This window comes from Streptomyces sp. B6B3, from assembly GCF_039871525.1.
Taxonomy (GTDB): domain Bacteria; phylum Actinomycetota; class Actinomycetes; order Streptomycetales; family Streptomycetaceae; genus Streptomyces.
The window spans coordinates 197,014-210,886 of the sequence record NZ_JBDPLU010000006.1 but is presented as its reverse complement, the minus strand read 5'-3'; the positions used below and the strand labels follow the sequence as shown (position 1 = coordinate 210,886).

Below are 13,873 nucleotides of genomic sequence, written 5' to 3'. Positions count from 1 at the left end.
CGGCGGGGACTGCTGGCGGGACACCGGCGCGGTCACGGGGCGCCGGTGCGGGTGGGGCCGTGCGGCGCGGGCGGCGGGATCGCGGGCTCGGCGGCCAGCCGCGGCGGGATCAGCTCGTGTCCGGCGACAGTGCCGGTGCCGGCCGCGACGGACGCGTCGGCCCGTGCGGCGGTGCGGGTGCGGGTGCCGGTCCCGATGGCCTCGACCGCGAGCTGGACCACGGCCGCCGACATCCGGCTCACCGGCAGCTCGATGCGGGGCAGCGCGCGGCAGACCGGGTCGTCGGGGATGCTGCCCACGGGCACCACGGCCAGCTGCTCCGGGATCCGCGGGCCGAGGCGCGCCACCTCGTCCAGCAGGTGGGGGAGTGGGGTGAGGTACTGCACGACCAGCGCGGTGGGCGCCCGCTCGCCGCCCAGCAGCCGGCGCAGCAGCGCGCGCAGGCGTTCGGGGTCGCTGGGTGACTCCTCGATGACGACGTCGGTGCCGGTGCCTTCGGCCGCCGCCCGGGCCCCGGCCAGGCCGTGCAGGGCGTACCCGCGGCGGTCGGCGATCTCGTGCTCGGCCGAGGCCAGGAACGCGATGCGCCGGTGCCCCCGGGCCGCGGTCGCGCGGACCGCCAGGGCCACCGCCGCCTCCCAGTCCAGGTCCACCCTGGAGACCTCGCGTTCGTGCCGGTCGTCGCCGTGGCCGAGCAACGCGGCGGGGAAGCCGAGCTCGCGCAGGGCGGCGACCCGGGGGTCCGCCTCCTGCACCGCCATCAGGATGGCCGCGTCGGCCAGCCCGCTGCCGGCGATCCGGCGCAGCCCGCCGACGCCGTCCGGGTCGGTCATCATCAGCACGTCGTAGCCGTGACCGCGCGCCGCGTCGCTGATCTCGATGGCGAACCGCCCGTCCACGGCGCGGTACTTGCCCGGCTCCCTGGGCACCGCGAGCACCAGCACGTCGCTGCGCGCGCTGCGCAGCGTGCGGGCGCTGGCGCGCGGGTGATAGCCCAGCTCGGCGATGGCGGCACGGACCGTCCGCCGGGTCTCCTCGGAGATCTTCCGGGAACCGCTGAGGACGTACGAGACGGTGCTGGGCGCCACGCCCGCCCGCTCGGCGACGTCCTTGATGGTGGCCACTCCCGCTCCCTTGCCGGCGCTCACGTACGGAACCGTCGAATCGTTTCGTCGAATCGATTCGAACGGCAGCACGGATGCTAGGCGCACCCGTGCCACGGGGCAAGAGCCTGCTCGGCCGACCCCGGCTGGCGACTGGTGGTGCTTTGTCGACGAAGCGAGGAGGAGATATTCGGCGAAGTCGCCAAAGATGGTTGTGGGGAGGACCAGTTGGCGGCCAGCGGGCCCGGTTGGGCGACGGGGTGCCGGGCTGGTCGTCGGCGGCCGGGAGAAGGCGCGGGATGGGATCTCCGTCACACCAGGCCCTCGGACCGGCGAGCCACGCGGGCCCGTCCGGGCCGGGTACGCCGTGCGACCGCCACCCCGCGGCGGACCGCGACCAGCCGCCGGCGGCGGCCCGGGCCCGGCCCTCCTACCGCAGGGCCGAGGAGATCTTCGAGGAGAACACCCGGCTGCTGGCCAACCCCCTCGCCTGGACGCTCCACCGGCTCCGTCACAGTGCCCTGACGCACGACGCCGAGGGCGGAACCTCCACCCCGACGCTTCTGGCCCGCTCCCTGGAGCGCTACGCGCGCCCCGGCGTCGACGCGGTCGCCCGGCACGTCGCGGAGCGCCCGTGCGCCGACGCCCTCCGTCCCCGGCGTTGCCCGAGGCCGGCGTTGTCCAAGGCCGGGAACCGACGTGCTAGCGTTGGTGGAGTAGAGATGATCGGGACCAGAAGAGGGAGGTGAGTTGATGTCTGCCGTGAAGGCCGCTGCCGTGTGCAGCGCACGCCGGACCATCCTCACGTCCCGGGCCCCGGTCTGACCTGACCTTCACCCCCGCCCAAGCCGATGGCTCACGGGGGCGGAGCTTCGCGCTCAACGGGGTCCTTGTTCAAGGGTCTCTACGTTGTCTCAATCTACGTTCCACCATGCTCAGCCGTACTCCCTGGCGGACTACGGCTGGGACGAGGCGTGCGAGCACGCCTTCGCTCCCCATCGCGATGCCGGCCTGATCCCGGCCCGTGTCGTGCGAGCCGAACGCGGCTCGTGTGAAGCAGTCACCGACACCGGAATCCTCCGTGCGGAGATCCCCGGTGCCGCCGATCAGAAGAACCCGCTGTCGCCGCCATGCACGGGCGACTGGGCCGCCCTGCATCCTGCCACCACCAGTCACGGACCAGTGCTGCACGCGGTACTGGAGCGACGCACCGCCCTGGTGCGATCCACCGCTTCGCGTACCTCCCGTGGCCAGGTCCTGGCCGCCAACATCGACACGGTCGCGGTGACGGTGTCGCTGGGTACCCCGCTGAAGCACGGCAGGACCGAACGCATGCTCGCCCTGGCCTGGGAGAGCGGCGCCCAACCGGTCGTGGTGCTCACCAAGGCCGACCAGTGTGCCGACGCGCAACTGGCCGCAGCCGAGGTGTCCGAGGTGGCACCAGGCGCGGATGTGCTGGTCACCAGCGCCGTGACCGGGCTGGGCCTGGACACCCTGACGGCCGTCCTGAACGGCACCATCGTGCTGCTGGGCCCCTCCGGCGCGGGTAAGTCCACTCTGGGTAACCAGCTGCTGGGCGAGGACCGGCTGGCGACCGCCGCGGTGCGCGACGTGGACGGCAAGGGGCGGCACACCACCGCATGGCGGGAGCTGATTCCGCTGCCCGGCGGCGGGGTCCTGCTGGACACCCCCGGTCTGCGCGCGATCGGCCTGCACGACGCCCAGGACGGGCTGGAGCAGACCTTCGCCGAGATCGAACACCTCGCACCGGACTGCCGGTTCACGGACTGCGCACATGTGAGCGAACCCGGCTGCGCGGTGCTTGCTGCCGTCGAGGCAGGCGAGATTCCCCAGCGCCGTCTGGACAGCTACCGCCAACTGCTGAGGGAGAACGCCTACGCGGCCTCCCGCACCGACGCTCGACTGCGCACCGACCGCGAGGCCGCCAGGAAGGACATCACGCGGCACCTGCGTGCCACCTACCAGTTCCGGGAGCGCCAGCTGTGAACGACACCGGCACACCCGATCACGCTCCCGGCACCGACCCGGTGACGGAGGCGTTCTTCGCCCTGCACCACGATCTGCCCCGGCAGGGCCCCGGATCGGACGCCACCACACGGCACCTGCTGGAGATGGTCGGGCCCTTGCCCGAGTGCCCGCGGGTGCTGGACGCGGGCTGCGGCCCCGGCCGCTCCACCCTGCTGCTGGCGGACGAAGTCGGTGCGCAGGTGACCGCGGTCGACCTGTACCAGCCCTTCCTGGACGGCCTCGCCGCCGAGGCGGCCCGCCGGGGCCTGGGCGACCAGGTCACGGTCGTCAACTGCTCGATGGACCGGCTGCCCGTCCCCGATCACAGCTTCGACGTGATCTGGGCCGAGGGGTCCGTCTACACCATCGGCTTTGACGTCGCCCTACGCACCTGGCGTCGCCTGCTCGCCCCGGGCGGCGTCCTCGTCGTCACCGAAATCGAATGGACCGTGCCCAACCCCGCCGCCCCGGCGCGCGCCTACTGGGACGCGATCTACCCGCTGCGCACCCACGCCGCGAACACCGACGCCGCGCAGGCCGCCGGCTATCACCTCCGCGCGCACTGGCCGCTGCCGGAAAGCGACTGGTGGGACGAGTACTACACGCCGCTCACCCAGCGCCTGGCCCGTGCGGACCCGCAGTGGCCCGGCATGCCGGAGGCCCTGGCCGCACACCGGACAGAGATCGACATGCGGCGCGAACACGGCAGCGACTACCACTACGCCGCCTACATCCTCCGCCCCCACGACACCACTGAGAACGGGAACACCATGACCACCTGGACCGCTCGTCCCGAAACCGCCGACGACATCCCCGCCGTCCGAGACATCCTCCGTGCGGCCTTCCCCACCGCCGCCGAGGCCGACATCGTCGACGCCCTGCGCGCTGACCCGAAGGCGTGGATCGACGGCCTGTCGATGGTCACCGCAGCCCCCGACGGCACCCCGGTCGGGTACGCGCTGCTCACCCGCTGCCACGTCGACGGTCAACCTGCTCTCGCCCTGGCCCCGTGCGCGGTACTGCCCTCAGCCCAGCGCGCCGGTGCTGGCTCCGCGGCCATCCGCGCCGCCCTGGCCGCCGCCCGGACCACGGGAGAGAACCTCGTTGTCGTCCTGGGACACCCCGACTACTACCCTCGGTTCGGCTTCACACCAGCCTCCAGCTTCGGCATCCGAGCCCCCTTCGACGTACCTGACGAGGCCATGATGGCCATGGCTCTGGACGACACTCGCCCGGTCCCGGCGGGCACCATCCAGTACCCCGCCGCGTTCGGCGTCTGACCGCGCCTGTGGCGCCCCGGGGCTTGTTCCCCGGGGCGCCACGGCCTTTCCGCGCCAGTTGCACAGCGCTGCACATCCGTTCGTCGTAGCCAGACGAGAACCAGGCCGGACCGGGCGCGACGTCCCGTTGCGGTCCGCCTCGGAGGGTCGGCGGCCAACCCGTCCATCCTGGTCGCCATGTGTCGGGATGCGCCGCCCGCCGCGCCCGGTTGGCGGTCGTCTCGGTGATATGGCGCGAAGCTGGACCGATGAAGCGACAGGTCGACAAAACGACGCGACGGCTGCTCGCCGCACGCTCGGGATTGGTGGTGGCCGGGCGCGGGTGGTGGCGAACGGATCGCGGTCGTGCCGGTGCGGGCCCGGTTGGCGCCAACCTCGGCGGCCCCTGCTCCGGTGTGCTGCGGCGGCCGTGACGCGTCGGTCGTGGCTCGGTGGCCGGACGGACGGAGCCAGGTCGCTGCCCGCAGGCTGAACACGGCCTGCGGGCCGTCGCGCGCCGGGGCCGGGGACGGCTCGCGGTCGGTACGGTCGGGGCGCCGGTCTCAGTGCGGGGCGCGGGTCGGTCCGGGCCAGTGGCCGTGCAGGGCGGGGGCGAGCCAGCCGGGCGCCCGGGCCTGGAAGGCGGCCGGGGGCAGCGCGCCGGCGCCCGCCGGGAGCGCCCCGAACAGCGGCGCGCCCGCCGCCTCGGGCAGGTCCGTCAGGTTGCACCGAGCCGCCAGGTCGGGGCGTTCCGGCCAGCTGCCGATCAGCACGCCGGGGCAGCGCAGGTTCCGGGCGCGCAGCGCCTCCGCGGTCAGCGCGGTGGTGTTCAGCGTGCCCAGCCCGGCCTCGACGACCACCAGCACCGGCGCGTCCAGCAGCGCCGCGGCGTCGGCCAGCGTGGAGCCGACCTCGTCGAACCGCACCAGCAGCCCGCCCGCGCCCTCCACCAGCACCAGGTCGTGGCCCCTGGCCAACTCGCCCGCGGCCTTGGCGACCTCCGCCGGCCGCACCGGCGGCAGCCCGCAGCGGCGCGCCGCCGTCGCCGGCGCCAGCGGCTCGGGGAACCGGCCCAGCTCGCACGCGGTGACCGCGGGCCCGGCCAGCCGCACCACCTCCGCCGCGTCCCCGGGCGCGTCGTCCGCCACGCCGGTCTGCGCCGGCTTCAGCACCGCCACCGACCGGCCCGCCGCGCGCGCCGCCGCGGCCACCGCCGCCGTCGCCACCGTCTTCCCGACGCCCGTCCCCGTGCCGGTCACCACCAGCACGCCTCCGAAGTCCCGCATCGTCGCCACTCCCAGCCCTCTAACCGGCCCGCGCCGCCGCGCACGCCGCCGCGCAGATCCGGGCGAGGTCCGCGTCGCCCGTCACGTACGGCGGCATGGTGTAGATCAGGTCGCGGAACGGCCGCAGCCAGACGCCCTCGCGCACCGCCGCCCGGGTGGCGGCTGGCAGGTCCACCTCGTGGTCGAGCTGGATCACGCCGATCGCCCCCAGCACCCGCACCTCGCGCACCCCGGGCAGGTCCGCCGCCGGTGCCAGACCGGCGCGCAGCGCCCGCTCCACCCGGGCCACCTCGCCCGCCCAGTCGCCGGCCAGCAGCAGCTCCACCGAGGCGTCGGCCACCGCGGCGGCCAGCGGGTTGCCCATGAACGTCGGCCCGTGGGCGAGCACCGGCACCTCGCCGCGCGAGATGCCGTCCGCCACCCCCGGCGTGCACAACGTGGCGGCCAGCGTCAGATACCCGCCGGTCAACGCCTTGCCGAGGCACATGACGTCCGGGCACACCCCCGCGTGGTCGGCCGCGAACAGCGCGCCGGTCCGCCCGAAGCCGCTGGCGATCTCGTCGAACACCAGCAGCACGTCGTGCGCGTCGCACAGCCTCCGCAGCTCCCGCAGGTAGCCGGGGGAGTGGAACCGCATGCCGCCCGCGCCCTGCACCACGGGCTCGACGACCACCGCCGCGAGCTCGTCGGCGTGCCGGCCGAGCAACTCCTCGACGCCTCGGACGTACCCGGGCTCGGGCTCCGCGTCGAAGCCGGGCGGCGGCGCCTCGGCGAACACCTGCCGGGGCAGCGCGCCCGACCACAGCTGGTGCATCCCGCCCTCGGGGTCGCAGACCGACATGGCGTGCCAGGTGTCGCCGTGGTAGCCGCCGCGCCAGGTCAGCAGCCGCCGCTTCGCGGGCCGGCCCAGCGACCGCCAGTACTGCAGGCACATCTTCAGCGCCACCTCGACCGACACCGAGCCCGAGTCGGCGAGGAAGACGTGCTCCAGCGGGCTCGGGGTGATCTCCACCAGCCGGCGGGCCAGCCGGACCGCCGGCTCGTGGGTGAGCCCGCCGAACATCACGTGGCTCATCCGCCCGAGCTGGCCGCGCACGGCGGCGTTGAGCACCGGATGGTCGTAACCGTGGATCGCCGACCACCAGGAGGCCATCCCGTCCACGAGCTCCGCCCGCCCCCACGCCGGTTCGGCCAGCCGCAGCCGCACCCCGGACGCGGACTCGACCAGCAGCGGCGCGTCGCGGCCCGGCATCGGGCCGTACGGATGCCACACGTGGGCCCGGTCGAGCGCCAGCAGCTCGGCCGGCGTCAACGCCGGACCCGGACCCGGACCCGGGGCCGGTGCCGGGGCACGGTCAGGCATTGGGCGGCAGCTCCGTGCCCGCGCCCCGCCGCCGCACCGCGACCAGATCCGTGCGGTGCTCGGGCAGCGTCGTGGTGGCCGCGCCCTCCACCTCGAAGCCGGCGTCGGCGATCATCTCCAGGTCCGCCTTCCCCGCCTGCCCCTCACTGGTCAGGTAGTCGCCGAGGAAGATCGAGTTCACCACGTGCAGCGCCAGCGGCTGCAACGAGCGCAGGTGCAGTTCGCGACCGCCGGACAGCCGCACCTCCACGTCCGGGCAGACGAACCGCACCATCGCCAGGATCCGCAGCGCCCGCTGCGGCGTCAGGTGCCACTCCCCGGCCAGCGGCGTGCCCTCGAACGGGATCAGGAAGTTGACCGGCACCGAGTCGGGGTCCAGCGCGCGCAGCGCGAACACCACGTCCACCAGGTCGGCGTCGGACTCGCCCATCCCCGCGATCAGCCCCGAGCACGCCGACAGACCGCCCTGCTGGGCGCGCCGCACCGTGTCCACCCGGTCGTCGAAGGTGTGCGTGGTGCAGATGTCGCCGTAGCCGGCCTCCGCGGTGTTCAGGTTGTGGTTGTAGGCGTCGGCGCCCGCCGCGCGCAGCCGCTCCGCCTGGCCGTCGGCCAGCAGCCCCAGGCACGCGCAGACCTCGACCTCGGGGGTCCGCTCCCGGATGGCCGAGACCGTCTCGCACACCCGGTCCACGTCGCGCTCCGTCGGGCCGCGCCCGCTCGCGACCAGGCACACCCGCTTGGCGCCGCCCGCCACGCCGGCGGCGGCCGCGTCGGCCGCCTCCTCGGGCCGCAACCAGGTGTACTTCAGAACGCCCGCGGTCGAGCCCAGGCGCTGCGAGCAGTAGGAGCAGTCCTCCGGGCACAGCCCGGACTTCAGGTTGACCAGGTAGTTGAGCTTCACCCGCCGCCCGAACCACTGGCGGCGCACCCTGCCGGCCGCGGCCACCACGTCGAGCAGCTCGTCGTCGGAGGTCGCCAGCACGGCCAACGCCTCCTCGCGCGTCGGTTGTTGGCGTCGCAGTCCCTTGTCCACCAGCGTCTGCAGCAGGTCCATGGCGCCGATCCTCGCCCACCCGCGGCGGCCCGGCCAACCCGGAAAGCTACAAACGCGGTCGGCCCGCATGTGCCGATCGCTACATGCCGCCGGCATCGCTCGGGCGGCTACCGTCGGGATTGACCCCTGGGTGGTTGGCGGAAATCAACAACGCGCGAAGGGCGGCACTCCATGCTGCACGAGTACTCGGCCCAGCTCCCGAGCCGGCCGGCCGCCGGGCCGGGGCCCGCGCCTCGGGAGCCGGGCGGAGGCGCCTTCGACTGGCTCGACGGCGCGGCCGAACGCCGCCGCGCCGCCGGCCTGGTGCGCACGCTGCGGCCGCGCCCTCCGGGACCCGGGCCGCTGGACCTGGCCAGCAACGACTACCTCGGCCTGGCGCGGCATCCGGAGGTGGTGACCGCGGCGGCCGACGCCGCCCACACCTGGGGCGCCGGCGCCACCGGCTCCCGGCTGGTCACCGGGTCCACCGCGCTGCACGCCCGCCTCGAGGCGGAGTTGGCCGCGTTCTGCGGCGCCGAGGCGGCCCTGGTCTTCGCCTCCGGCTACGCCGCCAACCTCGCCGTGGTCACCGCCCTCGCCGACCGCGGCAGCCTCGTCGTCTCCGACGCCGGGAACCACGCCTCGCTCATCGACGGCTGCCGGCTCGCGCGCGGCGGCACGGCGGTGGTCCCGCACGCCGACGCCGGCGCCGTGCGCTCCGCGCTCGCCGGACACGCCGGCCCCGCGCTGGTGGTGACCGACGCGGTCTTCTCCGTGGACGGCGACCTCGCGCCGCTGGCCGAACTGGCCGCCGCCTGCCGCGCGCACGGGGCGGCACTGCTGGTCGACGACGCGCACGGGCTCGGCGTGCTCGGCCCGGGCGGCCGCGGCGCGCCGGCCGCCGCCGGGCTGGCCGGGGCGCCCGACGTGGTCACCACCGTCACCCTCTCCAAGTCCCTGGGCAGCCAGGGCGGCGCCGTGCTCGGCCCGGCCCGGGTCGTCGAGCACCTGGTCAACGCCGCCCGCACCTTCATCTTCGACACCGGCCTGGCCCCGGCCGCCGCCGGCGCCGCGCTCGCCGCCCTGCGCGTGCTGCGCCGGGAGCCGGAGCGGGCGGCCCGGGCCCGGCGCGCCGCCACCGCGCTGTTCCGCGGGCTGACGGACGCCGGGCTGACCGCCACCCGCCCGGACGCCGCCGTCGTCTCGGTGCGCGCCCCCTCTGCCGAGGCGGCGGTCGCCTGGGCCGAACGCTGCCGCGCCGCCGGCCTGGCCGTGGGCTGTTTCCGCCCGCCCTCGGTGCCCGACCCCCGGCTGCGGCTGACCGCGAACGCCACGTTGACCGCGGAGCGGATCGCCCGCGCGGTGGCCGAGGTGGCCCGCACGGCGCCGCCCGGGGCGCGCGGCTGAGCTTAGAAACCGTTATCTCCCCTCGCGGCCCACGCCGGGTGTGCGCCTTCCGTCGCCGCGACCGGCGGGAGGACTGCGGTGAGTTCGGTCCGGAGCATTGACGTGGACGTACCCGCGGCCTAACGTGCGGGCTCATAGCAAACGTTTTCTGGGAACCGGTTTCTATCTGTGGCTTCCATCGGCCATGGCGCACCCGAAGGAGAGCAGTGAAGTGAGCAGCGCGAAGACACGGTGGGTGCTCGGCGGTGCGGCGTTCGGTCTCGTCGTCAGCATCGCCGGCTGCGGCGGTGGTGACGAGGAGTCGGGCTCGGCCGACGAGCCGCTGACCCTGCAGCTGTGGAGCGACAAGGAGGGCGCGGAGGAGGCGGTGCGAGCCTTCAACGACGCCCACGACGACGTGCGGATCCAGCTGACCAACGTGCCGGCGGCGGAGCTGTCGAACACGCTCAACAACGCCCACGAGGCGGGCGATCCGGCCGGCTCGGCCTGTCTGGTGCAGTCCGACAACCGGCAGGGCGGCGCGCTCCTGGCGCAGGGCATCGTCACCGACCTCGGCGACTACCTGGAGCCCTCGGCCGACCGGTTCGCGGCGGGCGCGATCGAGGCGATGTCGATCGCCGACACGGTCTACGGCGTGCCCAACCAGCGGCAGCCGATCTTCACCATGTTCCACGCCCCCACCTTCGAGGAGCGCGACCTGGCGTACCCCACCACGTGGGAGGAGGCCATCGACGTCGGCAAGGAACTCCGCGAGGACGGCGTCCACATCTTCAACCTCGCCGGCGAGGACCCCTCGACCTGGATGAACATGGCCTGGCAGGCCGGGGCCCGCTGGTACTCGGTCGACGGCGACGCCTGGCGGATCGACTTCACGGACGAGGCGTCCCGCTACGCCGCCGACATCATGCAGCAACTCCTCGACGAGGACCTGGTCGAGCGCATCTCCTACGCCGAGTACGCCGCGATGATGCAGGAGTACGACAACGGCAGGATCGCGATGCGGCAGCTCTCCACCTGGCAACTCGCCGGCCACCAGCGCCAGGCCGACAAGACGCTCGGCGAGTGGGAACCCGCCCCGAACCTGTCGGTGATGGGCGCGGACGAGCCGCTCTCCGCCGCCGACACCGGCGGATTCCTGGTGCCGTCGCTGTGCGAGAACCCGGAGGAGGCGGTCGAGGCGGCGGTCTGGCTGGCCACCTCTGAGGCGCCCATCACCTATCTCGCCGATCCGGCCGAGGGCTCGGGCTGGTACCCGGCGGTCGCCGACCCGAACCCGTACCTGGACGCCGTGGTGCCGCGCGAGCTGTTCGGCGAGTACGCGGACGAGACCGTGCCGGTGATCCACGAGTCGGAGGAGTTCGCCGAGGGCTGGGTCTACGGGCCCAACTCCCGCGCCATGTACGAGGAACTGGCCGACCAGTGGGGCAAGGCGATGAACGGCGAGATCACGGTCGCGTCGATCCTCGACCACATGCAGGAGTGGACGGTCAACGACCTCCGCGACCAGGGCGTGAACGTCGTCGAGTGACGGCCCTCCGCTCCGCACTTCCCGTTCCCACCACGAGCACCGTGAGGCACGCCAGATGACCGTCACCGCCACCCCCCGGGCGCGGCCGAGGGGGACCGCGACCCCACCGGACCGCGGTCCCCGGGGGGCCTCCCGCTGGCACACGCTCCGGGCCCTCAAGGGCGCCGCGTTCGCCGCGCCCTTCCTCGTCGGGTTCCTCTTCGTCTTCGTCGTCCCGGTGGGCTACGCCGTCTACGAGAGCCTGCACACCGAGCGCAGCTCCGGGCTCGGCATCGGCGGGCAGGAGAAGGTCTTCGTCGGCCTCGACAACTTCTCCGAGGCGCTCGGCGACGCCGACTTCTGGACCTCGGTCAGCCGGGTGCTGGTCTTCGCCTGCGTGCAGATACCGGTGATGCTGACCCTGGCCCTCGCCATGGCGCTGCTGCTCGACACGCTCGCCACCGGCACCGCGCACCGCTACCGGCTCGCCCTCCTCATCCCGTACATGATCCCGGGCATCGTCGCGGCCCTGATGTGGATGTACCTGTACAGCCCGCGGCTGGGCCCGCTGACCGACATCCTCGGGGCCGTCGGGATCGACGCCGACTTCTACGCCTCGGAGATGCTCTGGGTGTCCATGGGCAATCTGCTCACCTGGCACGGCGTCGGCTACAACATGCTGATCATCTACGGGGCGTTGCGCGCGGTGCCCCGCGAGCTGTTCGACGCGGCCCGGGTGGACGGCGCGTCCGAACTGCGCATCGCGGTGTCGGTCAAGGTCCCGTACGTCAGGGGCGCGTTGGTGCTGACCGGCATGCTCTCCATCATCGGGATGCTGCAGATCTTCAACGAGCCGCTGCTCTTCCGCCAGGTGGCCCCGGAAACCGTCACCAAGAGCTACACGCCGATCATGATGATCTACTACCAGGCCTTCGACGCGAACGACTACGGCTACGCGGCCGCCCTGTCGATCATCCTCGCGCTCCTGGTGGGCGGCATCTCCTTCGTCTTCTACAAGCTCACGAACAGGCCACAACCATGACCGCGCCCGCACCGTCCCCGTCGCTCGTCAGGACCGCAGAACCCGAGGAACGGCCCGCCGGCGTCCACCAGTCGCGCGCCTCGCGCGGCCTGGTGCTGCTGGGCCTCGGCCTGCTGGTGGTCTACTCCGTCGCCCCGGTGTGGTGGCTGATCGTCTCGGCCACCAAGGACCAGCGCGACCTCCTCTACTCGAACGGCATGTGGTTCGCCGACTTCCACCTGCTGCGGAACATCGAGCAGGTCTTCACCTACAACGACGGCATCTTCTTCCGCTGGCTCGGCAACTCGCTGCTGTACGCGGGCGGCGGGGCCGCGGTCTGCACGCTGATCTCGCTGGCCGCCGGGTACTCGCTGTCGCGCTTCCGGTTCCCGGGACGCGGGTTGGCGCTCGGCGCGGTGATCGGCTCGTTCCTCATCCCGTACGCGATGCTGACACTGCCGCTCTACCTGGTGTTCGCGAAGCTCGGACTGGTGGACAGCCCCTGGGCGGTGCTGATCCCGTCCTTCGTCAGCCCGTTCGCGGTGTACCTGGCCAAGGTGTACACCGACGGCGCCGTGCCGGAGGAGCTGATCGAGGCGGCCCGGCTGGACGGCGCGGGCGAGGTGCGGATCTTCGTCCAGATCGTGCTGCGGCTGATGACCACCGGCGGGGCCACCGTCTTCCTGCTGTCGTTCGTGCAGAACTGGAACCAGTTCTTCCTGCCGTTGACGATGCTGCGCGGCGAGGACAACTGGACGCTGAGCCTCGGCCTCTACTACTGGAACTCCCGGCGCGACGACGCCGAGATCGACCTCACCGCCCTGGTGCTGACCGGCTCGCTGCTGTCGGTCATCCCGCTGGCCCTCTTCATGATCGCGCTCCAGCGCTACTGGCGTACCGGCGTCACCCTGGGCAGCCTCAAATGAGCGGCTGTCAGAACCCCGTCGGCTGGCTCCCACGGCTGACCCGCTGACACTTCGCGTCCACTGGGTTCGGAGTCAGGGGCGACGGGAACCACGAGGTTGCCGCTCTCCGTCCCCCTGCCGCAGGCGCGGGAACGGCCCCTCGTTCACGCGGGCATGCGGCTGCTCCTGGCGGCAGCCGAACAGCACACCAAGGAGACGGCCGGTGAGGTCCTGCGGCTACTGGGCCTGACGCTCATGCTGCGGAACATCGCACTGACGCTGTTCCTGGTATCGATCTCCGGTTGTGTCCTGTGGCTGGTTGTGCCTGGCGACGTAACGGTGGACGGCTTGCGTTGAGTCCGGGAATCATGGCCTGCGTGCCTACCTGGACTATCGGACCCGAGCCCGTCATCGGCGCGGCCGTGGACGAGGTGATGCGGGAGTACTTCACGGAGATGGGGCGACGGGTGCTGGGACGCTCGGCGACGGAGGCGGAGCTTCGAACGGTGCTTGCCAAGGACCCGCACCATGACCTCAGCCCGCCCGACGGCGAGTTTCTCGTCGCGCGCGGCGACAGAGGTGAGTTGCTGGGTTTCGCGGGTCTGAGGTTGCTCGGCGGCACCCCGAAGACCGCGGAGCTCAAGCGGATGTACGTGCGCCCTGCTGGGCGAGGCGCGGGATTGGGCCGGGGTCTGCTGGTCGCCGTCGAGGAGTCTGCCAGGAGGCTGGGCGCTGTCCGGATCGTGTGCGAGACCAACACCCAACTCGCCGAGGCACGAGCCTTGTACACGCGGTACGGATACGAGGAGACAACGCCATACGAGGGCCATGGCGGCGCGGATCACTGGTACGCCAAGACCCTCGGGTAGCGAGTCTGACCGGTCAGCTCGGCTGGTGGCGACCGTCGAACGTGGTGTCAGCGGGTTCTCGTTCGATCGTGAGTCGAGTGGAGGCGCTTCGA

13 protein-coding genes are annotated in these 13,873 nt (G+C 73.0%); 9 read left to right on the top strand and 4 right to left on the bottom strand.

What is annotated here, in order from left to right; translation table 11 throughout:
* Positions 1–32: 32 nt before the first annotated feature.
* Complete coding sequence (locus ABGB06_RS15600) at positions 33–1,148, bottom strand: LacI family DNA-binding transcriptional regulator (protein ID WP_347589556.1); 1,116 nt, start codon at positions 1,146–1,148, stop codon at positions 33–35.
* Positions 1,149–1,402: 254 nt separating this feature from the next.
* On the opposite strand from ABGB06_RS15600, the gene ABGB06_RS15595 reads away from it, so the two are divergent.
* From ABGB06_RS15595 to ABGB06_RS15585, 3 genes are all read left to right on the top strand, one after another.
* A complete protein-coding gene (locus ABGB06_RS15595) occupies positions 1,403–1,852 on the top strand; it encodes a hypothetical protein (RefSeq protein WP_347589554.1) in 450 nt (149 codons plus the stop codon).
* A gap of 280 nt (positions 1,853–2,132) precedes the next feature.
* Positions 2,133–3,110, top strand: a complete 978-nt coding sequence (gene rsgA / locus ABGB06_RS15590) for a ribosome small subunit-dependent GTPase A (protein WP_347589834.1) — start codon at positions 2,133–2,135, stop codon at positions 3,108–3,110.
* On the top strand, positions 3,107–4,411 hold the full coding sequence (locus ABGB06_RS15585) for a bifunctional class I SAM-dependent methyltransferase/N-acetyltransferase (protein WP_347589552.1): 1,305 nt from the start codon (positions 3,107–3,109) through the stop codon (positions 4,409–4,411). Before rsgA ends, ABGB06_RS15585 begins: the two co-directional genes overlap by 4 nt.
* 542 nt (positions 4,412–4,953) lie before the next feature.
* Here ABGB06_RS15585 and bioD read toward each other — a convergent pair.
* From bioD to bioB, 3 genes are read right to left on the bottom strand one after another with little or no spacing between them, the layout of a single operon-like run.
* Positions 4,954–5,676: a dethiobiotin synthase gene (gene bioD, locus ABGB06_RS15580; protein ID WP_347589550.1), complete on the bottom strand. Its 723-nt coding sequence runs from the start codon at positions 5,674–5,676 to the stop codon at positions 4,954–4,956.
* A gap of 19 nt (positions 5,677–5,695) precedes the next feature.
* Entirely contained in the window at positions 5,696–7,039 is a 1,344-nt protein-coding gene (locus ABGB06_RS15575; protein ID WP_347589548.1) for an adenosylmethionine--8-amino-7-oxononanoate transaminase, read from the bottom strand.
* The gene (gene bioB / locus ABGB06_RS15570; protein WP_347589546.1) at positions 7,032–8,093 is read right to left on the bottom strand and encodes a biotin synthase BioB; all 1,062 of its coding nucleotides are present in this window, start codon (positions 8,091–8,093) and stop codon (positions 7,032–7,034) included. Before bioB ends, ABGB06_RS15575 begins: the two co-directional genes overlap by 8 nt.
* 171 nt (positions 8,094–8,264) lie before the next feature.
* Here bioB and ABGB06_RS15565 point away from each other — a divergent pair, with 171 nt between their 5' ends.
* The 6 genes from ABGB06_RS15565 to ABGB06_RS15540 all read left to right on the top strand — a co-directional run bounded on the left by ABGB06_RS15565 (position 8,265) and on the right by ABGB06_RS15540 (position 13,781).
* Positions 8,265–9,479, top strand: a complete 1,215-nt coding sequence (locus ABGB06_RS15565; RefSeq protein ID WP_347589544.1) for an 8-amino-7-oxononanoate synthase — start codon at positions 8,265–8,267, stop codon at positions 9,477–9,479.
* A 211-nt stretch (positions 9,480–9,690) separates the two neighbouring features.
* Positions 9,691–11,007 carry an extracellular solute-binding protein gene (locus ABGB06_RS15560; RefSeq protein WP_347589542.1) on the top strand — a complete coding sequence of 439 codons (1,317 nt, stop codon included), beginning with the start codon at positions 9,691–9,693 and terminating at the stop codon, positions 11,005–11,007.
* A gap of 55 nt (positions 11,008–11,062) precedes the next feature.
* The gene (locus ABGB06_RS15555; RefSeq protein ID WP_347589540.1) at positions 11,063–12,028 is read left to right on the top strand and encodes a sugar ABC transporter permease; all 966 of its coding nucleotides are present in this window, start codon (positions 11,063–11,065) and stop codon (positions 12,026–12,028) included.
* The gene (locus tag ABGB06_RS15550) at positions 12,025–12,933 is read left to right on the top strand and encodes a carbohydrate ABC transporter permease (protein WP_347589538.1); all 909 of its coding nucleotides are present in this window, start codon (positions 12,025–12,027) and stop codon (positions 12,931–12,933) included. Before ABGB06_RS15555 ends, ABGB06_RS15550 begins: the two co-directional genes overlap by 4 nt.
* A gap of 153 nt (positions 12,934–13,086) precedes the next feature.
* The gene (locus ABGB06_RS15545) at positions 13,087–13,269 is read left to right on the top strand and encodes a hypothetical protein (RefSeq protein ID WP_347589536.1); all 183 of its coding nucleotides are present in this window, start codon (positions 13,087–13,089) and stop codon (positions 13,267–13,269) included.
* An 11-nt stretch (positions 13,270–13,280) separates the two neighbouring features.
* Positions 13,281–13,781 (top strand): GNAT family N-acetyltransferase, encoded by a 501-nt coding sequence (locus ABGB06_RS15540; protein WP_347589534.1) that lies wholly within the window; start codon positions 13,281–13,283, stop codon positions 13,779–13,781.
* The last annotated feature ends 92 nt before the right edge of the window (positions 13,782–13,873 follow it).